The organism is Shewanella sp. YQ_9, assembly GCF_043103185.1.
Lineage (GTDB): Bacteria > Pseudomonadota > Gammaproteobacteria > Enterobacterales > Shewanellaceae > Shewanella > Shewanella algae.
On the sequence record NZ_JBICJO010000057.1, the window covers coordinates 69,770 to 88,868 of the forward strand.

At 54.4% G+C, this 19,099-nt stretch carries 19 protein-coding genes; 13 read left to right on the forward strand and 6 right to left on the reverse strand.

Annotated elements, in window-relative coordinates; translation table 11 throughout:
• Positions 1-187: 187 nt before the first annotated feature.
• Positions 188-1,510 carry a dicarboxylate/amino acid:cation symporter gene (locus ACF8D4_RS15340; RefSeq protein WP_062793438.1) on the forward strand — a complete coding sequence of 441 codons (1,323 nt, stop codon included), beginning with the start codon at positions 188-190 and terminating at the stop codon, positions 1,508-1,510.
• Between the two features lie 87 nt (positions 1,511-1,597).
• Here the strand turns inward: ACF8D4_RS15340 and ACF8D4_RS15345 are convergent, their stop codons facing one another.
• A complete protein-coding gene (locus ACF8D4_RS15345) occupies positions 1,598-2,011 on the reverse strand; it encodes an META domain-containing protein (RefSeq protein ID WP_025886935.1) in 414 nt (137 codons plus the stop codon).
• A 94-nt stretch (positions 2,012-2,105) separates the two neighbouring features.
• Here ACF8D4_RS15345 and ACF8D4_RS15350 point away from each other — a divergent pair, with 94 nt between their 5' ends.
• Positions 2,106-2,315: a hypothetical protein gene (locus ACF8D4_RS15350; protein ID WP_028780192.1), complete on the forward strand. Its 210-nt coding sequence runs from the start codon at positions 2,106-2,108 to the stop codon at positions 2,313-2,315.
• A gap of 56 nt (positions 2,316-2,371) precedes the next feature.
• Here the strand turns inward: ACF8D4_RS15350 and ACF8D4_RS15355 are convergent, their stop codons facing one another.
• Positions 2,372-3,232, reverse strand: a complete 861-nt coding sequence (locus ACF8D4_RS15355; RefSeq protein ID WP_208155777.1) for a GGDEF domain-containing protein — start codon at positions 3,230-3,232, stop codon at positions 2,372-2,374.
• A 129-nt stretch (positions 3,233-3,361) separates the two neighbouring features.
• Positions 3,362-4,309 carry a deoxycytidine triphosphate deaminase gene (locus ACF8D4_RS15360; RefSeq protein ID WP_028780191.1) on the reverse strand — a complete coding sequence of 316 codons (948 nt, stop codon included), beginning with the start codon at positions 4,307-4,309 and terminating at the stop codon, positions 3,362-3,364.
• 129 nt (positions 4,310-4,438) lie between these two features.
• Between ACF8D4_RS15360 and ACF8D4_RS15365 the strand changes: the two genes are divergently transcribed.
• Together ACF8D4_RS15365 and ACF8D4_RS15370 are read left to right on the forward strand one after the other, a co-directional pair.
• On the forward strand, positions 4,439-4,975 hold the full coding sequence (locus ACF8D4_RS15365; RefSeq protein ID WP_392465820.1) for a GNAT family N-acetyltransferase: 537 nt from the start codon (positions 4,439-4,441) through the stop codon (positions 4,973-4,975).
• 26 nt (positions 4,976-5,001) lie between these two features.
• Positions 5,002-5,331: a hypothetical protein gene (locus ACF8D4_RS15370; RefSeq protein ID WP_025010014.1), complete on the forward strand. Its 330-nt coding sequence runs from the start codon at positions 5,002-5,004 to the stop codon at positions 5,329-5,331.
• A 61-nt stretch (positions 5,332-5,392) separates the two neighbouring features.
• Here ACF8D4_RS15370 and metK read toward each other — a convergent pair whose 3' ends face one another.
• A complete protein-coding gene (gene metK, locus ACF8D4_RS15375; RefSeq protein WP_025010015.1) occupies positions 5,393-6,544 on the reverse strand; it encodes a methionine adenosyltransferase in 1,152 nt (383 codons plus the stop codon).
• A 445-nt stretch (positions 6,545-6,989) separates the two neighbouring features.
• Between metK and tkt the strand changes: the two genes are divergently transcribed.
• The 4 genes from tkt to fba all read left to right on the forward strand — a co-directional run bounded on the left by tkt (position 6,990) and on the right by fba (position 12,578).
• Positions 6,990-8,984: a transketolase gene (gene tkt / locus ACF8D4_RS15380; RefSeq protein WP_107006085.1), complete on the forward strand. Its 1,995-nt coding sequence runs from the start codon at positions 6,990-6,992 to the stop codon at positions 8,982-8,984.
• A gap of 131 nt (positions 8,985-9,115) precedes the next feature.
• The gene (gene epd / locus ACF8D4_RS15385) at positions 9,116-10,132 is read left to right on the forward strand and encodes an erythrose-4-phosphate dehydrogenase (RefSeq protein ID WP_392465825.1); all 1,017 of its coding nucleotides are present in this window, start codon (positions 9,116-9,118) and stop codon (positions 10,130-10,132) included.
• Positions 10,133-10,220: 88 nt separating this feature from the next.
• Positions 10,221-11,396 carry a phosphoglycerate kinase gene (locus ACF8D4_RS15390; protein WP_208180866.1) on the forward strand — a complete coding sequence of 392 codons (1,176 nt, stop codon included), beginning with the start codon at positions 10,221-10,223 and terminating at the stop codon, positions 11,394-11,396.
• 114 nt (positions 11,397-11,510) lie between these two features.
• Positions 11,511-12,578 (forward strand): class II fructose-bisphosphate aldolase, encoded by a 1,068-nt coding sequence (gene fba, locus ACF8D4_RS15395; RefSeq protein ID WP_025886945.1) that lies wholly within the window; start codon positions 11,511-11,513, stop codon positions 12,576-12,578.
• A 60-nt stretch (positions 12,579-12,638) separates the two neighbouring features.
• Here fba and ACF8D4_RS15400 read toward each other — a convergent pair whose 3' ends face one another.
• Positions 12,639-13,130 (reverse strand): DUF2938 domain-containing protein, encoded by a 492-nt coding sequence (locus tag ACF8D4_RS15400; RefSeq protein ID WP_025010020.1) that lies wholly within the window; start codon positions 13,128-13,130, stop codon positions 12,639-12,641.
• Positions 13,131-13,245: 115 nt separating this feature from the next.
• Here ACF8D4_RS15400 and ACF8D4_RS15405 point away from each other — a divergent pair, with 115 nt between their 5' ends.
• Entirely contained in the window at positions 13,246-13,926 is a 681-nt protein-coding gene (locus ACF8D4_RS15405) for a metalloregulator ArsR/SmtB family transcription factor (RefSeq protein WP_107006082.1), read from the forward strand.
• Between the two features lie 18 nt (positions 13,927-13,944).
• Here the strand turns inward: ACF8D4_RS15405 and ACF8D4_RS15410 are convergent, their stop codons facing one another.
• Positions 13,945-15,360, reverse strand: a complete 1,416-nt coding sequence (locus tag ACF8D4_RS15410; protein WP_144159200.1) for a PLP-dependent aminotransferase family protein — start codon at positions 15,358-15,360, stop codon at positions 13,945-13,947.
• A 141-nt stretch (positions 15,361-15,501) separates the two neighbouring features.
• Here ACF8D4_RS15410 and ACF8D4_RS15415 point away from each other — a divergent pair, with 141 nt between their 5' ends.
• The 4 genes from ACF8D4_RS15415 to ACF8D4_RS15430 all read left to right on the forward strand — a co-directional run bounded on the left by ACF8D4_RS15415 (position 15,502) and on the right by ACF8D4_RS15430 (position 18,963).
• Positions 15,502-16,899 carry a cytochrome ubiquinol oxidase subunit I gene (locus ACF8D4_RS15415; RefSeq protein ID WP_107006080.1) on the forward strand — a complete coding sequence of 466 codons (1,398 nt, stop codon included), beginning with the start codon at positions 15,502-15,504 and terminating at the stop codon, positions 16,897-16,899.
• 2 nt (positions 16,900-16,901) lie between these two features.
• The gene (gene cydB, locus ACF8D4_RS15420; protein ID WP_025010023.1) at positions 16,902-17,909 is read left to right on the forward strand and encodes a cytochrome d ubiquinol oxidase subunit II; all 1,008 of its coding nucleotides are present in this window, start codon (positions 16,902-16,904) and stop codon (positions 17,907-17,909) included.
• Positions 17,910-17,982: 73 nt separating this feature from the next.
• Complete coding sequence (locus ACF8D4_RS15425) at positions 17,983-18,075, forward strand: DUF2474 family protein (protein ID WP_223828965.1); 93 nt, start codon at positions 17,983-17,985, stop codon at positions 18,073-18,075.
• Between the two features lie 150 nt (positions 18,076-18,225).
• Complete coding sequence (locus ACF8D4_RS15430) at positions 18,226-18,963, forward strand: YdiY family protein (protein ID WP_044733810.1); 738 nt, start codon at positions 18,226-18,228, stop codon at positions 18,961-18,963.
• Positions 18,964-19,099 lie beyond the last annotated feature (136 nt).

Genomic DNA, 19,099 nt, shown 5'->3' on the forward strand with positions numbered 1-19,099 from the left:
CCTGGATTACCCTGGCTCGGCTCAAGATAACTGCTCAAGGTAACTCAAACCTGCAACCGGGCAGCGTGATACAGATCATCCTTGCTGCAGGCGAGCTGTGCTAAACTCGCGCACCGGCCTTGATGTCTGATCTCGGCCATCCGCCAAGGATATGGCCCCTCTCTTTTTCAAATATCAAGGTTTACACATGTCAAAACACCAACCTTCACTTGTCGGCCGTCTATGGTCACGCTGGTCGGGGCTGCCGCTGTGGCTGAAAATACTGATAGGTATGGTTCTGGGGATGAGTACCGGACTGATACTGGGTAAAGATGCCATCTATCTCAAGCCCATAGGGACTCTGTTCGTCAACACCATCAAGATGCTGATAGTGCCATTGGTGTTCTGCTCGCTGATAGTGGGTGTGACCTCAATGCAGGATACCGCCAAGATGGGGCGGATAGGTTTCAAATCTTTTGCCTTCTATCTGGGGACCACTTCCATTGCCATCAGCCTGGGGTTGATAGTCGGTTCAGTCATACGTCCGGGCTCAGGGCTGAATATGACCCCTGAGGTCGGTACCGAAAAGGCTACCCAGGCGCCTTCTGTAATGGAAACCCTGATCAACATAGTGCCCACCAACCCGGTATCGGCTCTGGCCGAAGGGCAGATACTGCAGGTGATAGTATTCGCCGTGGCACTGGGGATAGCCCTGGTGTTGATTGGTGAGCATGGCAGGCCAGCGATTCGTGTATTCGAGAGCCTGGCGGAAGCCATGTACAAGCTGACCGATATGGTAATGAGTCTGGCGCCCTATGGGGTGTTTGGCTTGATGGCCTGGGTGGCCGGTGAGTACGGCATGGAGATGCTGCTGCCGCTCATTAAGGTGATTGTTGCCGTTTATATCGGTTGTTTCCTGCATATTGTCGGCTTCTACAGCCTGGTATTGAGTGTGTTTGCCCGCCTCAATCCACTGCAGTTCTTCAAGGGGATCAGCAATGCCATGGCGGTCGCCTTCACCACATCCAGCTCGGCGGGAAGTCTGCCTGCCAGTATGAAGTGTGCCAGCGAATACCTGGGAGTGAACAAGAAGATTTCCAGCTTTGTGCTACCGCTGGGCACCACTATCAACATGGATGGTACCGCCCTCTATCAAGGGGTGACCGCGCTGTTTGTGGCTCAGGCCTTTGGGATGGATCTTACCTGGGTCGATTACATTACCATTATTCTGACCGCGACCTTGGCTTCCATAGGTACTGCGGGTGTGCCCGGTGCCGGCTTGGTGATGCTGACGCTGGTGCTGACCACTGTAGGCTTACCGCTGGAAGGGGTGGCGATTATTGCCGGTATCGACCGTATTCTGGATATGGCCCGAACTGTCGTGAATGTGTCCGGCGACTTGGTGGCAACCACTGTGATTGCCAAGTCGGAAAATGAGCTGGATATAGAGCACTATAACGCCGATATGCAGCAGAGTGCTCTGATAGCCGAGCAGAATGCCGTCAGCGCTGCAGAGGAAGGGCGCAGCTGAATTTTGCAATATGAGCGCGACTGAGAGTGTGTTGCAGTCATAAAAAAAACCGCCGGAGGGCGGTTTTTTTATGACTTGAGGCAGAACTCAGAGGCTGCTGAGTTGCAGTAACACCTTGCCGTCATCGCTTTTGAGCAAGAGTTTGCCATTGCTGACTTCACCTTGGGTTACCTGAGGCAAAGCTTGCATCACCAATTGCTCCTGGGCCATCAGGGCATCGACACAGGCTTTCATTGTGCTGCCGGCCGGGGAGAGTTTCAGCTTCTGACCTTCCTGGGAATAGGTTCCGAAGAAGTTATTGCAGCTATTGTTGCCGGACAGTTTGCCGTCATTGGTAAAAACCAATTGGGCAGGGCTGTAATCTATAGTGGGTTGTCCCATAATGCTTTCTACATGCCAGCTGCCTTCCAGTGGCAGATACTGACCTTGGGTATCCGGGGTGGTTTGGCATGCAGCCAGACCAAATAGCAGCGCAGCGGCTACGAAGGTTTTCTTAATCATGGTCATTTTTCCATTAGTCTATTAAGCCTCTATAGTGTGACAAGAATAGCGCGGATTAAAAAGGGGGAGAAGGGTGATATCCAGGGCTAACTCAGTGATAGGCCTTCTGAAATTGTTACATTGGATAGGTGTGTTAATGCTGCTTGGCGGCATTGGGCTTTACATGTTGACCGATATGGCGCTTGAGGTCAGTGGAATGTTGATCATTGCCTCACTGATAGGTTTGGGGTTGGTATTCATGTCCCCTTATCCTGTGGTTATTTTTATCCAATGGGCCAAGGCTCAGGATCAAAAACCGCAATAATCGCCCAAGTTCGCAGCTTGGTTTACTCAACATAAGCGGCTTATCCCGGATTGGCGTTAAGTTTTATATTGCAGCAGATCTTGCTCTGCTTGTTCCAACATGGGTGAGAGTTCGAAGTGGGAGTCCGGTGCAAAGAAGCTTTGCCCCACCAATAACTGCAGGCCACAATCACTGCGGCTGACCTGTTTTTTAAGGCGACTGGCGAGGATATCCAGGTGCGCCTGGCTGTCCACAAATGCCAGAATAATGAACTGGTTGTGATTCAATCTGGCACATATGTCGGCTTCGCGCATGTTCTCAAGTATCACCCTTGCCAACATTTTCAGGGATTGATCCTGCTGCAGTCCGCCAATGCGGTTTGAATCCAGCTCCTTGCCTTCCAGCAGCATAAGCCCGGCATGGGAGCCCAAACGGCGACTGAGGCTCAGTTGCCTCGGCGCCAACAGATTAAAGCCTCTGGGGTTGAGCATACAGGTGAGTTCATCCTGCAGAGATAGAGACTCCAGCTGCTCCATCAGTTGCAACTGTCCAAGCTCGGCCTTGAGCAGCGCCAGCATAGGCTCGAGCAAAGACTGCAACTGCTCTAATGCCACCTTGGGTTTGCCATTGAGGATCAGTAATTCGCCAAACAGCTTGCCATCGGACCAATGAAGTGGGTACTTGATGGTCTCCGCCGGGTTAGCTGCAAAGTGTTGCAGCAGGGAGGCGATACCTTCAAATTCAGTTGGGATTTCAGCCGCCGGGCTGTGGCTCAGGACCTGCAGCTTGGTATCTGGCATATGTTGCAGTAACAGCACAGTTTGGGCGTGAAACATCTCTCTGACAGTAACCAAGCGACTCTGCCAATGGTCGAGCTGCAAAGGGTCGTTGGGATGGTCTCTTAAGCTGCTGGTTCTTTCCGTCAGTTGCGCATGCATATAGTTATAGTATTTGTGATGGCAAGGATTGCCTCAGAATACCCAACTGCGTGCGTTAATAAAATGAAAAAATTCGGTTATTGGATCTGGGTCTTTTTAACGTCTCTTCTGTGCTTTGAATCAAGGGGCTCATGCTTCTTTCTTTTGCTGTTTGGATGACTTGAGTCCCGCCCTGGCACTTTCCAGCATAGGCGCCAGCTTGGCGGCAGAGTCAGGGCTGAAAAAACAACTGCTGGAGTCCAGTTGTAATGGGGCCGAAAACTGGCTCATCTGCCGCTCAAGGCGTTTGATGATATGCTCCAGATCCCGCTCCAGATCGACAAACACCAGCAGGACATATTGGCTGTCGTTATAGTGGGCAGCGATATCTGCGGTTCTTATGGTATTGAGGATCAGGTTGCCGAGTTCTCTATGGTGACGTGCCAGCGTTTCGGCATCCATATTCATCCCGGGTATCAACTCGAAAAAAATAATGCCTGAATGAGCACCGAAGCGGCGGCCGAGATTGAGTTGCCTGGGTGCCATCATGATAAAGCCGTAGTGGTTGAGCATGCCGGTTTCCCGGTCGCGCATGGACAGCGACTCAATTCTGTGACTCTGGCATAATAGCGCCAAGTCTTGCTGCAGCAGAATTTGGAACGGCTCCAGCATATAAGGGCTGATGTGTTGCTGTTCGTTGGCATGGGCATTGATGACACACAGGCAACCGAATACCGAGCCGTCGGGCCAGAGCACTGGCCGGGATAGAATCCCCAGGACATTGCTGAACTCTTTTGGGTTGTCATCATTGGTGGAGCGGGTGAGATCCAGATTAACGCCCTCGGGTGGGCTATCGACCATACGCTGGAATACACTTTCATCGGCAGAGAATACCTTGCCGGGCGGGAACCTGTGGCTGGCATCGGCGGCGCTGACAATGACTTCGAATCCCTGATCCGTCTTTTGCAGCACAAAGACTTTGTCGGCCTGGTAGTAACGTTTCATTAGCTCACATTGATGCATCCAGCGAATAAGGTTGAGTCTGTGGCTTTCATTTTCCAATAGGCTCTTGCCTGGGTCTATGGTATCCGGGAGCATATCTCTTCCTGAGTCGAGTGGCTTAAGTTCAACTTTAAGTGTGGAAGCAGTATGGGAATTTCGCAAATCGAGTGCGGCTGCAACAGGCTTTGGCTATAATGCGGCTTCTTTTATTGCTGAGCCTTTTTGATGCCGGAAACCATGCAATACCGCCAGGCTGAGGCGGCCGATGTTGAGACGATTGCCAGCCTGGAGCAGCGCTTCGGCCAGGATGAATTGAGTGCCAGAGAGCGTACACAGGGCATGCAAGGGCAGGGCTTTTCGGCCAAGGAGCTTGAACCTCTGGTGGCCGCCGGTCATGTGTGGCTGGCGTTGGACGCGACTAAGGTAGTCGGTTATCTGATAACCGGCAGTTGGGATAAACTCAAGCATTCGCCTTTGTGTCAGGCTCTCTGTCGGCAACTGGCCCAGGATCGCTTTGACCTGGGGCTGAACTGGCAGCAGACTCTGCATTACGGCCCGGTTTGGGTGCATCCTGAATATCGTGGCAAGGGCGTGTTTGATAAGCTTTACGGCGCCGCCAGAGCCAACATCAGTGCGCCTTGGCTGGCACTGATCGCCGAGGACAACGAGGCGTCTATACGTGCCCATAGCCGGGATGGCCGCATGCGCACCCTGGACTTTGTCACCCTTTGCGGCAGGGATTTCTATCTGCTGCTAGGCTAACAGCCGCTTTGACGCGGGAGAGCAAAATGCAAAACACGCCAGAAACCCTACTGCAAGCCTGTGAGTCGCTAAGGCTATCTGCCTGGGATAATGTCAGATACCTGGTGTCTGTTTTGGCGCTGCAGGGCGAACAGGCAAAGGCCTTTGAAGCCCAAATCGATGGCAAGCCGCATTATCTGCTGCAAGCCTTGGGCGTCTGTTTCGACTGTGGGCGCAGCAACAGTTATCAGGTGCAGATCCGTCTGTTGACCGATACCGAATTCACTCCAATGAAAGTGTTGGATATCACGCCGCTATCGGCCGAGCAGTTGGGTTACCTCTGTATGGAAACGGCCCATTTCGATCACTGCTACTGAGTGTCAGTTCGACAGATATAAAAAAACCGCCCTGAGGCGGTTTTTTTGCAAGCTGAGTCTATTACAGACCTGCGTCGGCGCGCAGGGCTTCAGCCTTGTTGGTTTGCTCCCATGGGAACTCATCACGGCCGAAGTGACCGTAAGCGGCGGTGCCTTGATAGATGGGACGCGCCAGATCCAGCATCTCGGTCAGGCCGTATGGGCGAAGATCGAAGTGCTGACGAACCAATTGGATCAGCAGCTCTTGCGAGACTTTGCCGGTACCGAAGGTTTCCACACTGATGGAAGTCGGTTCGGCCACACCAATGGCGTAAGACACCTGGATTTCACAGCGATCCGCCAGACCGGCAGCCACTATGTTCTTGGCAACGTAACGGGCAGCGTAAGCGGCGCTACGGTCAACCTTGGATGGGTCTTTACCTGAGAAGGCGCCACCACCGTGACGGGCCATGCCGCCGTAGGTATCAACGATGATCTTGCGACCGGTCAAACCACAGTCACCCATAGGGCCACCGATAACGAAACGGCCGGTTGGGTTGATGAAGTACTTGGTGTCCTTATTCAGCCACTGGGCAGGCAGTACCGGCTTAATGATGGTTTCCATCACGCCTTCCACCAGATCCGCCTGACTGACGCTGTCGCAATGCTGGGTAGAAAGTACCACGGCATCGATACCGACAATCTTGTTGTCTTCGTAGGCGAAAGTCACCTGAGACTTGGCGTCGGGACGCAGCCAAGGCAGAGCGCCGCTCTTGCGTACTTCGGACTGGCGCTTAACCAACTGGTGAGCATAAGTGATAGGAGCCGGCATCAGCACGTCAGTCTCATTGCTGGCGTAACCGAACATCAGACCCTGGTCACCGGCACCCTGTTCTTTGGGATCGGCACGGTCTACACCCTGGTTGATATCGGGGGACTGCTTACCGATGGCGTTCAGTACCGCACAGCTGTCGGCATCGAAGCCCATATCTGAGTGGGTATAACCTATTTCGCGAACGGTTTTACGGGTCAGTTCTTCAATATCGACCCAGGCAGAGGTGGTGACTTCACCGGCTACCAGTACCATACCTGTCTTGACCAGGGTTTCACAGGCTACACGGGCCTTGGGATCCTGAGCCAGAATCGCGTCGAGTACCGCATCAGAAATCTGATCGGCGATTTTATCTGGATGTCCTTCTGAGACCGACTCAGAGGTAAACAAGTGTTTTGCCATAATTCGGAAAATCTCGTCTGTGGAATTCAAACGTGTAGAAGCATCTACATCTAGACGGCCATTTTAGTAGAATTCGACTTGGATGACACCCCTTGTCGCAAATATTTGTGCGCCATGGCGCAGGAATCGGCTCAAATGACTCAAATCTTTTTTTACTATTTTCAGCTATTTTGCTGAAATTTATCAGATTCATCTGTATCTGAATCTAGACTTTTCCTCTGGCAATTCAGCCTTGGCATTTGCGTTGAAAGCGATCAGCGGACAGGCAAGTTGACAGCTTTGTGAGCGGCAGGCTTCGCAAATGAGGCGCAAATGTAAACACAAAGCAAAGCCTGGGCTGCTTTTGGCGCCGTGGGTGGGCGAATTTTATTTGCGTCCTTCTGCCCGGTAGGGGAAAATATGGCTCCATTTTGCCCAAGACCTCTAAGATCAAGCAGGAGAGAGCATGTCTTCCCGTAAAGAACTCGCTAACGCTATCCGTGTTTTAAGTATGGACGCTGTCCAAAAGGCCAATTCCGGCCACCCCGGTGCTCCCATGGGGATGGCAGATATCGCCGAAGTCCTGTGGCGGGATCACCTCAAGCACAACCCTGTGAACCCTCAATGGGCTGACCGCGACCGCTTTGTGCTGTCAAACGGCCATGGTTCCATGCTGCATTACTCACTGCTGCATCTGGCGGGTTATGATCTGGGCATTGAAGATCTCAAGCAGTTCCGTCAACTGCACTCACGTACTCCGGGCCACCCTGAATATGGTTATGCTCCCGGCATCGAAACCACCACAGGGCCTCTGGGCCAAGGCATCACCAATGCCGTAGGTATGGCGATTGCGGAAAAGACTCTGGCGGCTCAGTTTAACCGTGACGGTCACGATATTGTCGATCACCACACTTATGTCTTCATGGGTGACGGCTGTCTGATGGAAGGTATCTCCCACGAAGCCTGCTCTCTGGCCGGCACTCTGGGTCTTGGCAAACTGATCGCCTTCTGGGATGACAACGGTATCTCCATCGACGGTCATGTTGAAGGCTGGTTCAGTGATGATACCCCCAAGCGCTTTGAAGCCTACGGCTGGCACGTGGTTGCCGGTGTCGACGGTCACGATCCGCAAGCTATCAACGCTGCCATCGAAGCCGCCAAGGCCGATCCGCGTCCATCGCTGATCTGCTGCAAGACCATCATAGGTTACGGTTCTCCCAACAAGTCAGGTTCTCACGACTGCCACGGTGCGCCGCTGGGTGATGCTGAAATCGCCGCCGCCCGTGAATTCCTGGGCTGGAAGCACGACCCATTCGTGATCCCATCTGAAATCTATGCTGCCTGGGATGCCAAGGAAGCCGGTAAGGCCGCCGAAAGCAGCTGGAACGACAAGTTCGCCGCCTATGAAGCCGCTCACCCCGCGCTGGCCGCTGAGCTCAAGCGTCGCCTCAACGGTGAACTGCCAGCCAACTTTGACGCCGATGCCAAAGCCTATATAGAGCAGCTGCAGGCCAATCCTGCCAATATCGCTTCCCGTAAGGCCTCGCAAAATGCCCTGGAAGCCTTCGGTAAAATGCTGCCGGAATTCTTAGGGGGCAGTGCCGACCTGGCGCCTTCCAACCTGACCATGTACTCAGGTTCCAAGCCTATTTCGGCCGAAGATGCCAGTGGCAACTACCTGCACTATGGTGTGCGTGAGTTTGGTATGACCGCCATCATCAACGGTATTGCCCTGCACGGCGGGTTTGTGCCTTACGGCGCCACCTTCCTGATGTTTATGGAATACGCCCGTAACGCCATGCGCATGGCTGCGCTGATGAAGGTGCAGAACATTCAGGTCTATACCCACGACTCCATCGGTCTGGGTGAAGACGGCCCGACTCACCAACCGGTTGAGCAGATTGCCTCTTTGCGTATGACTCCCAACATGAGCACCTGGCGCCCATGTGACCAGGTCGAATCTGCCATTGCCTGGAAGTACGCCATAGAGCGCAAAGACGGCCCAACTTCACTGATCTTCTCGCGTCAGAACCTGACCCAGATGCCACGCAGCGCCGAGCAACTGAGCGATGTGGCCAAGGGCGGTTATGTGCTGGTGGATTGCGAAGGCGCGCCTGAGCTGATCATCATTGCCACCGGCAGCGAAGTCGAGTTGGCGGTTAAGGCACAGGCTGAGCTGGCTGCTACTGGTGCCAAGGTGCGTGTGGTTTCCATGCCATCTACCGACGTATTTGACCAACAGGACGCGGCTTATAAAGAAGCCGTACTGCCAGCCAATGTCACAAAACGACTGGCAGTGGAAGCGGGCATAGCCGATTACTGGTATAAATATGTGGGCCTGAACGGTCGCATTATTGGCATGACCAGCTTTGGTGAGTCAGCGCCTGCCAATCAGTTGTTTGAGATGTTCGGTTTCACTGTAGATAAAGTGGTTGAAGCCGGTAAGGCTCTGCTCGCCTGAGCCGCGCCTGCCTGATTGGAAATGACTGTGCGGCAACCAGGCAATGGAATGCCGCACAGGAAGTGCAACGGCCTGTCAGGAAGACAGGCCGTTACCCAATCAGCATCCCTCATTAGAGGAACAGGATCTCCATGATCAGAGTCGCAATCAATGGTTATGGCCGCATCGGCCGCTCAATTCTCCGTGCCTTATACGAATCGGGTAAAAGGCAGCAAATTCAGATCGTTGCTATCAATGAACTGGCCAAGCCCGAGGCTATAGTCCACCTCACCAACTATGACACCACCCATGGTCGCTTCCATAGCCGCGCGAGTCTTGCAGACGGCATGATGCAACTGGGGGACGATAGCATCAGACTGTTGGCCGAGCCGGAGGCAGACAAACTGCCCTGGGGCGAGCTGGATATCGACTTGGTGTTCGAAGCCACAGGCGCCCTGTCTGATAGGCAGAGCTGCGAGGCTCATATCCGGGCCGGTGCCCGCCAGGTATTGATAAGTCATCCCTCTTCGGCGGATGTTGACGCCACCATAGTCTATGGTGTCAACCAGGAACTGTTGGCCGCCGAACACACTGTGGTGTCCAACGCATCCTGTACCACCAACTGTATTGTCCCTGTTATCGATGTGCTGGATCGGCACTTTGGGGTCAAGAGCGGCGCTATTACCACTATCCACTCGGCGATGAATGATCAACAGGTGATAGATGCCTATCACGACGATCTGCGCCGAACCCGCGCCGCCGGGCAATCGATTATTCCGGTCGACACCAAGCTGGCCCGCGGCATAGAGCGTATCCTGCCGCAGATGAAGGATAAGTTCGAGGCCATTTCAGTGCGGGTGCCCACTATTAATGTCACCGCCATAGATGTGTCTGTGACTCTCAATGACAGAGTGGATATTGCCAAGGTAAACCAGGTGCTGGAACAGGCGACCCATGGCCGGCTCGAGGGCATTCTGGGCTATACTGATGAGCCTCTGGTATCATGCGATTTTAATCATGATCCGCGCTCCAGCGTGGTCGACGGCACCCAGACCCGGGTCAGTGATGGCCTGCTGGTGAAACTGTTGCTTTGGTGCGACAACGAATGGGGCTTTGCCAATCGTATGTTGGATACGGCGCTGGCGATGATCAAGGCCCGCAGCGCCTGAGAGGCTGCAACAGATTATTCCAGGGGGGCAGGGAAGGCGCCGCCCTTAGTGAAACAGATTTGTTTTTGATTAAGAAGGAAGCGTAAAAATGGCAATTATCAAGATGTCAGAGCTGGATCTTCAGGGCAAGCGTGTGCTTATCCGTGAAGATCTCAACGTACCGGTGGCCGATGGCGTGGTCACCAGCGACGCGCGTCTGCGGGCTTCGCTGCCCACTATCAAGTTGGCACTGGAAAAAGGGGCTGCCGTGATGGTGATGTCCCACCTGGGACGACCAACCGAAGGCGAATATAATGAGGAGTTTTCCCTCAAGCCTGTGGTGGATTATCTGGCCAAGGCGCTGGACTGCCCGGTGCGTCTGGAAAAAGACTATCTGGAAGGCGTTGAAGTTGCCCAAGGCGAAGTGGTGGTGTTTGAAAACGTCCGCTTCAACAAGGGTGAGAAGAAAAACGACGAGGCGCTTTCCAAGCAGCTGGCAGCCCTGTGTGATGTCTATGTGATGGATGCCTTCGGTACCGCTCACCGCGCCCAGGCCTCGACTCACGGAGTCGGCATGTTTGCCCCTATAGCCTGCGCCGGTCCATTGCTGGCGGCCGAGTTGGATGCATTGGGTAAGGCGATGGATAACCCGGCGCGTCCCTTGGTGGCGATTGTCGGTGGCTCTAAAGTGTCGACCAAGCTGACAGTGCTTGAGTCTCTTTCCGGCATAGTGGATCAACTGGTAGTGGGTGGTGGTATCGCCAACACCTTTATTGCCGCCGCCGGCCATCCTGTGGGCAAGTCGCTCTATGAAGCCGACCTTATCGATGAAGCCAAGCGCTTGGTGGCCAATGCCCAGAGCCGTGGCGGCGATATCCCTGTGCCTACCGATGTGGTGGTTGGCACGGAGTTCAGCCCAGCAGCCGTGGCTACCTTGAAGCCAGTGGCAGAGGTTGCCGACGATGAGATGATCTTCGACATAGGCCCGGACAGCGCCGAAGCCCTGGCAGCTATCCTGCAAAAAGCCGGTACCATAGTCTGGAACGGCCCGGTTGGGGTGTTCGAGTTCGACCAGTTCGGCGAAGGTACCAAGCGTATCGCCCAGGCGATCGCCGAGTCACCGGCCTTCTCCATCGCAGGTGGCGGTGATACTCTGGCCGCCGTGGACAAATATGGCATTGCCGACAAGGTGTCATACATCTCTACCGGTGGCGGTGCCTTCCTCGAGTTCCTCGAAGGTAAAGAGTTGCCGGCTGTGGCCATGCTCAAGGCCCGCGGTAACTGAGCAAAATCAAAAGAATTATAAAGAAACCGCTCCCGGCTTTGCCGGGAGCATCAAGTTAAATCCAAGCGATAGCGACCTCGGTGAAGCAATTCACCCTATTATTGGAGTAAAAAAATGGCCCTTATTTCCCTACGCCAACTGCTGGACCACGCCGCCGAACATGGATACGGCGTCCCGGCGTTCAACGTTAACAACCTGGAGCAGATGCGAGCCATCATGCAGGCCGCCGAAGCCACTGACAGCCCTGTGATTGTGCAGGCTTCAGCCGGTGCCCGTAAGTATGCCCGTCCTCAGTTCCTCAAGTATCTGATGGCGGCTGCCCTCGAGCAGTATCCGGATATCCCTGTGTGTATTCACCAGGACCACGGTACTCACCCTGACGTGTGTCAGCGTTCCATCCAGCTCGGCATGAGCTCTGTGATGATGGACGGTTCCTTGATGTCTGACGGCAAGACTCCTGCCTCTTATGAGTACAACGTCGATGTTACCCGCAAGACAGTGGCCTTCGCCCACGCCTGTGGTGTTTCTGTTGAAGGTGAAATCGGCTGTCTGGGTAGTCTGGAAACCGGCATGGCCGGCGAAGAAGACGGTATCGGCGCCGAAGGTACCCTGAGCCACGAGCAGATGCTGACCAGCCCGGAAGAAGCCGCCCGCTTCGTGGCCGACACTCATGTGGATGCCCTGGCCATTGCCATTGGTACCAGCCACGGTGCTTACAAGTTCAGCCGCAAGCCTACCGGCGATGTGCTCCGTATCGACCGCATCAAAGAGATCCACGCCCGTATCCCTAACACTCATCTGGTCATGCACGGCTCTTCTTCTGTACCTCAGGAGTGGCTGCAGATCATCAACCAGTATGGTGGCGCCATCCCTGAAACTTACGGCGTGCCGCTGGAAGAGATTGTTGAAGGCATCAAGCACGGTGTACGTAAGGTTAACATCGACACAGATTTGCGCCTGGCATCTACCGGTGCGGTACGTAAGTTCCTGGCTGAAAACCCAGCTGAGTTTGACCCACGCAAATTCCTCAAGGCCTCCATGGAAGCCATGGCCGACATCTGTACCGTTCGCTACGAAGCCTTCGGTTGTGCCGGTATGGGCTCCAAGATCAAGCCGCTGTCATTGCAGGCCATGTACAAGCGTTATCAGACCGGCGAACTGGACCCACAGATCAACCTGTAATCCCGTTCTCTGTATTGAAAGCCCGCATTCGCGGGCTTTTTTACGTCCCGTTTCCGGCGTTTAAAGCAGAGATAACAGCAGCGCCGTCAGGTAGAGTCCAAGGCCAAAAACCGTATGGGCCAACAGGCTTCTGCATCTGGCTGTCCAGGGGGCCGGGGTACGTCTGGCCGCAAGGCCGGCACCCAGTCCCGGCTGCAGAATAAGAAAGGGCGCCAATACACTGATAATGCCAAGCAGCAGCGCCGGCATGATCTTCGGTGCTTGCAGCCATTGCGAACCGCAGATCGCCAGCAAGATGGCGGCAAAGATGATGCCTATCAGATAATGCGCTCCCCAGCCAAGCCAAGCTTCGCCCTTGATAGCAGCCGAGGCGCCGATAGGGCTGTGGATCAGTTTTCCCTTGGGTAAATGGCCTATCCAGCGACCGACCATGGGATAGCTCAGTGAGGGGATCCCCAACAGCATTTTTTGCGCCAAGGCCCAAATATCCATTACCAGAGTTGCACCGACACCTAAAAGCAGCGCATTGAGCCAAAAGGGAAATTCCTGCATCTATCTTACTCCTTGTCGTATTTTGTCCATCCGGGCTGGGCGGTTGTCGCCCCTGATGGATGATGATAATCTATTATTCAATAAATTAATTGAATGATTGTTTGGTGAAGAAAAAATGTCAAGCGACAATCTGACCGAGACACAGGTGCCGCAGCTCGATAGTCACTACCGGGAACTGGCGGATATTGCCAAGGTGCTCTCTCATGGCCACAGGTTAAGGCTGCTGGAGCAGATAGCGCAGGGGGAATGGCCGGTCGAGCGTTTGGCCCAGCAGTGCGGTCTGACTCTGGCCAACTGTTCCCAACACCTGCAGCAACTGAAACGCGCCGGCATGGTGGACAGTCGCCGTGAAGGCAAACAGGTACTCTATTCTCTGGCCGATGGTCCCTTGTTGGTGCTGCTGCAGAGCCTGGCGCAGCTGGCCGATTTTCAGCGTTCCCGGGTTAATCAACTGGTGGCGCGCCATAAGCCGGAACCGGGCAGCGGTGAAGGGGTTTCCCGGGAGGCGTTGTTGGCGCGGCTTGAAAGTGGTGATGTATTGCTGCTGGATGTGCGTCCCGAAGAGGAGTTTTTACTCGGCCATCTGCCGGGGGCTCTCAACCTGCCATTGCCGCTGTTGGAAGCGGAACTGGCACGTCTGCCCAAGCACACAGAGATAGTGGCCTATTGCCGCGGCCCTTATTGCGCCCTGTCGGATGAGGCGGTGGCCTTGCTGCAGGCACAGGGCTTTAATGCCAAGCGACTCAATGCCGGTTTCCCCGATTGGAAGGCGGCCGGCTTGGCGGTGGAAGTCTGACTTGGACAGTTGAACCTATCACAAAACGCCTTTTATCAGCTTGGCCAGGCTGGCTATCGATTGCTCCAACTTTGGCCCACCAGGCAGTGAGGCGTTGATGCGAAAACAGTGGCTGAACTCCCGGTGTGCCGAGAACATCTGTCCCGGCGCCAGGCTTATCCCTTGAGAGAGTGCCTGGCGATAGAGCTCTGTGGTGTCCCGCCCCTCGGGTAACTCTACCCAGAGAAAATAGCCGCCATCGCCATAATGCACTCTGACACTGTCGGGTAAGCGGTTCTTCAATGCCTGCCAGGTGGCAAACTTTCGCTGCTCCAGGGTGCGCCTCAATTGTCGCAGGTGGGTCTCATAACTGCGGGTCGACAGGTAATGAGCCAGCGCCAATTGCACCGGGGTGCTGGTGGCCAGGGTGCTCATCAGTTGCAGTTTTTGAATACTGAGCGCCATCTTGCCGGCGGCCACCCAACCGACGCGAAAACCGCCCACCAGAGACTTGGAGAAGGAGCCGCAGTGCAGGGTTCTGTTGTCCGGGTCGAAGGCCTTGGCCGGCAGGGGCTTATCTTTGCCGAAATAGAGTTCACTGTAGACATCGTCTTCAATCAAAAAGCAGTCGTGTTCCTGCAAGAGTTTCAGCAAACGACGCTTCTTGTCATCGCTCATACTGCAGCCAAGAGGATTTTGAAAGTTGGTCATCAACCAGCAGGCCTTGACCCTGTGAGTTTGCAGCGCCTGAGCCAGAGACTGTAGATCTATTCCTTCCTGGGGATGGGTGCGGATGGCGAGCGCCTTGAGACCGAGGCGCTCCAGCGACTGCAGGGCGCCGTAAAAGGCGGGGTTTTCTATCACCACCCAATCCCCGGGACGGGTAACCGCCTGCAGGCTCAGGTTTAATGCCTCCAGTGCCCCTGTGGTGATCACTATTTCATCCGGCGAGATGCTCATTCCCTGCGCCGCGTAGCGCTGGGCTAAGATATGCCTGAGCGCCGGGTTACCGGGAGGCAGATTGTCCAGAGCGCTGGCGGAATCCAGGGTCCTGGCGCTTGAAATCAAGGCCCGGTTCAACTGTTTGTGGGGCGACAGACCGGGATCCGGGTAGGCGGAGCCAAACCCTGTGATCCCCGGATCGCGACTGGCCTGCAACACCTCAAAGATAAAGGCGTTGATATCCACCGACTCGGCGCGGGTCACAGCACTGGACTGATGCAGACCTTGAGGCTTGGGGGCCGCCACTTTAGGGGCGACAAAGTAACCTGAGCGGGGGCGGGAGACTATCCAGCCCTGGCTCTCCAGTACCTGATAGGCATGCATCACTGTCATCAAACTCATCTGGCTCTGCTGAGTCTGCTCCCTGAGTGAAGGTAAGCGGTCACCCACCTGCCAGACACCGCTCTGTATCTGCTGCCTCAATTGCTGGATCAGGGTTTCATATTTGGCCATGGTTTACTCTGCTTTATTGCCCGTGCCCAGCATAACAATTATTCAATCTGTTATATATAAAATTGTATTTTCTGTATCTATTATAGTTTTGTCTCAGTCCTTAAGATGCCAGCCAGATTTATTGACCCTTTGAGGTGGTTCATGTTTGGACTGGATGCACTCGAAATGGCACGCATACAGTTTGCCTTCACGGTTTCTTTTCACATTATCTTCCCGGCCATCACCATTGGCCTGGCAAGTTATCTCGCGGTACTGGAAGGGCTTTGGCTCAAAAAGCGTAATCCGGTATACAAGCAGCTGTATCATTTTTGGTCCAAGGTATTTGCGGTCAACTTTGGTATGGGGGTGGTTTCTGGCTTGGTGATGGCTTACCAGTTCGGCACCAACTGGAGCGGCTTTTCCGAGTTTGCCGGCAGTATTACCGGCCCTCTGCTGACCTATGAAGTATTGACCGCCTTCTTCCTCGAAGCCGGATTTCTGGGGGTGATGTTGTTTGGCTGGAAAAAAGTCGGCGATCAGCTGCACTTCTTCTCCACCTGCATGGTCGCCCTCGGCACCATAATGTCCATGTTCTGGATCTTGGCCTCCAACAGTTGGATGCACACGCCGCAGGGCTTTGTCATTGAAGCCGGCCAAGTGGTACCGACAGACTGGTTGGCGGTTATCTTCAACCCTTCCTTTATTCCGCGTCTTTCGCATATGGCGGTGGCCGCCTTTATCTGCTGTGCCTTGATGGTGGCGGCATCGGGCGCCTGGCATTTGCTTAAAGGCAACGACAACCCGGCGGTGCGCAAGATGTTCTCCATGGCGCTGTGGATGATCCTCGCTTGTGCACCTTTGCAGGCCTTGCTTGGGGATATTCACGGGCTCAATACCCTGGAGCATCAGCCGGCCAAAGTCGCCGCCATGGAAGGGCACTGGGACAACAGCTCGGGGGAGCCGACACCGCTGATCCTGTTTGGCTGGCCCAATATGGAGACAGAAACCACTGACTATGCCCTCAAGATCCCGGCGCTGGCCAGTTTGATCCTGATGCACGACAGCCAGGCCCAGGTGCCGGCGCTGAAGGAGTTTGCCGTGGAAGACAGGCCCAATGTCCCTATCGTCTTCTGGTCATTTCGGGTCATGGTCGGACTGGGCATGCTGATGCTGCTGCTCGGTGTCGTCAGCCTTTGGCTCAGACGCAGTGGTGGCCTGTACCAGAGCCGCTGGTTTCTGCGCTTCAGTCTGTTCATGGGACCATCGGGACTCATAGCGCTGTTGGCCGGGTGGATAACCACGGAAGTGGGGCGGCAACCCTGGATCATTCACGGGGTAATGCGCACCCAGGATGCGGTCTCTGCCCATGGCGAGCTGCATATGAGCCTGAGCCTGCTGGGGTTCTTTGTGGTCTACAGCCTGGTGTTTGGTTTGGGGTATCTCTATCTGCTCAATCTTATCCGTCAGGGGCCCAAGGTCGAGGAAGTCTTATCCGAAAGCCCTGCGTTGGTCGGGCGTATTTCACAGTTTCACAGCGACGAGCTGCATAAGGAGAGCTGATTATGGGCATTGATCTGGCTGTTATCTGGTTTGTGATTATTATTTTCGCCACCTTGATGTACATAGTCATGGATGGTTTCGACCTGGGAGTGGGGATACTGCTGCCCTTGGTTGGAGACAGGCATGACAAAGATATCATGGTGAACTCAGTGGCACCTGTGTGGGACGGCAATGAAACCTGGCTGGTACTGGGCGGGGCTGCGCTGTTCGGCGCCTTTCCGCTGGCTTATGCGGTGATTATCGATGCCTTGGCGATTCCGCTGACCTTTATGCTGGTGGCGCTTATCTTTCGAGGCTTGGCGTTTGAGTTTCGCTTCAAGGCGTTTGAAGGCCACAGAAAAGCCTGGGACAGGGCATTTGCCATCGGCTCTGTGGCAGCGACCTTCTTCCAGGGGGTGGTGCTGGGGGCTGTGATATCCGGTTTCCCTGTCATAGATCGCAGCTTTGCCGGCTCGCAGCTCGACTGGTTGGCGCCTTTCCCGCTTTTATGCGGTGTCGGGCTGGTGGTCGCTTACGGACTCCTTGGCAGCAGCTGGCTAATCATGAAGACCCAGGGGCATCTGCAGCAACAGATGTTTCTGCTGAGCCGCTCTTTGCTCATAGGCTTGCTGGTGGCAATAGTGCTGGTCAGTATCTGGACGCCTTTGGCACATCCCCAAATCGCCGAGCGTTGGTTTTCACTGCCGAACCTGATTTTCCTCTCACCCGTGCCTTTATTGACGGCACTACTGGGATGGAATCTGTACCTGGGCCTGCAAAGGCAAGATACTTACCAACCCTTTGTGATGACGCTGCTCTTGGTGTTACTGGGGTTCTGCGGTCTTGGGATCAGCATCTGGCCCTATATTATTCCACCGGGTATCAGCATCTGGCAGGCTTCGGCACCACCCCAGAGCCAAGGCTTCATGTTGGTGGGGGCTCTGTTTATTATCCCCATTATTCTGGTTTATACCTGCTGGACCTATTATGTGTTCCGCGGCAAGGTGAGCGCCGATGAAGCCTATCATTGACGCTTTGAGGGGCCGGGCCATCCGGCTGCTGGCCCCGGCTAAGAATTGGCTCGATAGCCGTCCAGGCTGTTGGATGCTGCTGCTTTGGTGCTTGAGTGTTCTTTCTTTGCTGAGTGTCTCTTCGCTGTTGCGACTGCTGATGTCTGCGGCCGGGTTGAAGGCCTGATAGCCTTGTCTCTGTCAGACAAAACGGTTACCGGTGTCGGAAATCAGGTTTTTTCAGCTGCAAAATGCGAGCTGTTTCGTATTTTTCGCCATAGATGTTAAGATGGCGCCCGTTTTTTTAGGGGATTGCTTTGAACGGAGATGCACAAGAATGAAAAAACTGCTTAGCGCTGCAGCCATTCTGCTGGTCGCACCATTTGCTCACGCTGGGGCTGACTTTGTCGAAGGTGATAAAACATTTGCCGGTGAGGCGGAGTTGGGGGCAACCCTGACCACAGGTAACACTGAAACCTCTTCGGTGAAGGCTCGCCTGGCGATGAAACACGAACTGGGCAACTGGGAAAACCAGTACCTGCTCGAAGGTCTGTACAAGGAAGATTCTGAAGAAGTTACTGCCAAGCGTTATTTTGGTGGTGTTCAGGGCAACTACCGTCTGGATGAGCGCAGCTATCTGTTTGCCAACACCAGCTACGAAGCCGATCCCTTCACTGGTTACGATTACAAGTTCAACAGTGCGGCCGGTTACGGCTACCGTGTATTCCAGGGCAGCAAAAGCTTCCTGGATGCCGAGATAGGTCCTGGTTACCAGTATCAGCGTCTGGACAGTGAGCAAAGCGCCATTCTGGGCTATAACTCTGACGCCAGCTGGGTCGCTCACGGAGTGATCAACTATGAGCTTGAGATCAGCAAGACCTCCAAGTTCCGCCAGATGTTTATTGCCGATTATGGCGACAAGCTCGACGCCCGCTCCGAGACTTCGCTGACCGCCAACATCATCGGCGCCCTGGCAATGAAGTTTGCCGTGATTGTGCGTTATAACAGCGATCCGCTGGACGACAAAAAGAGCACTGACACTGAAACCAATATGACACTGCTGTATTCTTTCTAAAAAAGCCGTGACATAAAAAGTGTGAACCAGATAAAAGCGCCTGCGGGCGCTTTTGTGATCTATGGTGTTTTTTTACCAGTCTTTTTCAATTCTTCTGCTGCGGTCTGCCACTTAGAGCCGGGTCTTGCTCACTTAA

Coding starts and splice junctions, on each gene's coding strand:
- ACF8D4_RS15340 (WP_062793438.1), top strand. CDS start 188: ATGTCAAAACACCAACCTTCACTTGTCGGCCGTCTATGGTCACGCTGG.
- ACF8D4_RS15345 (WP_025886935.1), bottom strand. CDS start 2,011: ATGATTAAGAAAACCTTCGTAGCCGCTGCGCTGCTATTTGGTCTGGCT.
- ACF8D4_RS15355 (WP_208155777.1), bottom strand. CDS start 3,232: ATGCATGCGCAACTGACGGAAAGAACCAGCAGCTTAAGAGACCATCCC.
- ACF8D4_RS15360 (WP_028780191.1), bottom strand. CDS start 4,309: ATGCTCCCGGATACCATAGACCCAGGCAAGAGCCTATTGGAAAATGAA.
- ACF8D4_RS15365 (WP_392465820.1), top strand. CDS start 4,439: ATGCCGGAAACCATGCAATACCGCCAGGCTGAGGCGGCCGATGTTGAG.
- ACF8D4_RS15370 (WP_025010014.1), top strand. CDS start 5,002: ATGCAAAACACGCCAGAAACCCTACTGCAAGCCTGTGAGTCGCTAAGG.
- metK (WP_025010015.1), bottom strand. CDS start 6,544: ATGGCAAAACACTTGTTTACCTCTGAGTCGGTCTCAGAAGGACATCCA.
- tkt (WP_107006085.1), top strand. CDS start 6,990: ATGTCTTCCCGTAAAGAACTCGCTAACGCTATCCGTGTTTTAAGTATG.
- epd (WP_392465825.1), top strand. CDS start 9,116: ATGATCAGAGTCGCAATCAATGGTTATGGCCGCATCGGCCGCTCAATT.
- ACF8D4_RS15390 (WP_208180866.1), top strand. CDS start 10,221: ATGGCAATTATCAAGATGTCAGAGCTGGATCTTCAGGGCAAGCGTGTG.
- fba (WP_025886945.1), top strand. CDS start 11,511: ATGGCCCTTATTTCCCTACGCCAACTGCTGGACCACGCCGCCGAACAT.
- ACF8D4_RS15400 (WP_025010020.1), bottom strand. CDS start 13,130: ATGCAGGAATTTCCCTTTTGGCTCAATGCGCTGCTTTTAGGTGTCGGT.
- ACF8D4_RS15405 (WP_107006082.1), top strand. CDS start 13,246: ATGTCAAGCGACAATCTGACCGAGACACAGGTGCCGCAGCTCGATAGT.
- ACF8D4_RS15410 (WP_144159200.1), bottom strand. CDS start 15,360: ATGGCCAAATATGAAACCCTGATCCAGCAATTGAGGCAGCAGATACAG.
- ACF8D4_RS15415 (WP_107006080.1), top strand. CDS start 15,502: ATGTTTGGACTGGATGCACTCGAAATGGCACGCATACAGTTTGCCTTC.
- cydB (WP_025010023.1), top strand. CDS start 16,902: ATGGGCATTGATCTGGCTGTTATCTGGTTTGTGATTATTATTTTCGCC.
- ACF8D4_RS15425 (WP_223828965.1), top strand. CDS start 17,983: ATGCTGCTGCTTTGGTGCTTGAGTGTTCTTTCTTTGCTGAGTGTCTCT.
- ACF8D4_RS15430 (WP_044733810.1), top strand. CDS start 18,226: ATGAAAAAACTGCTTAGCGCTGCAGCCATTCTGCTGGTCGCACCATTT.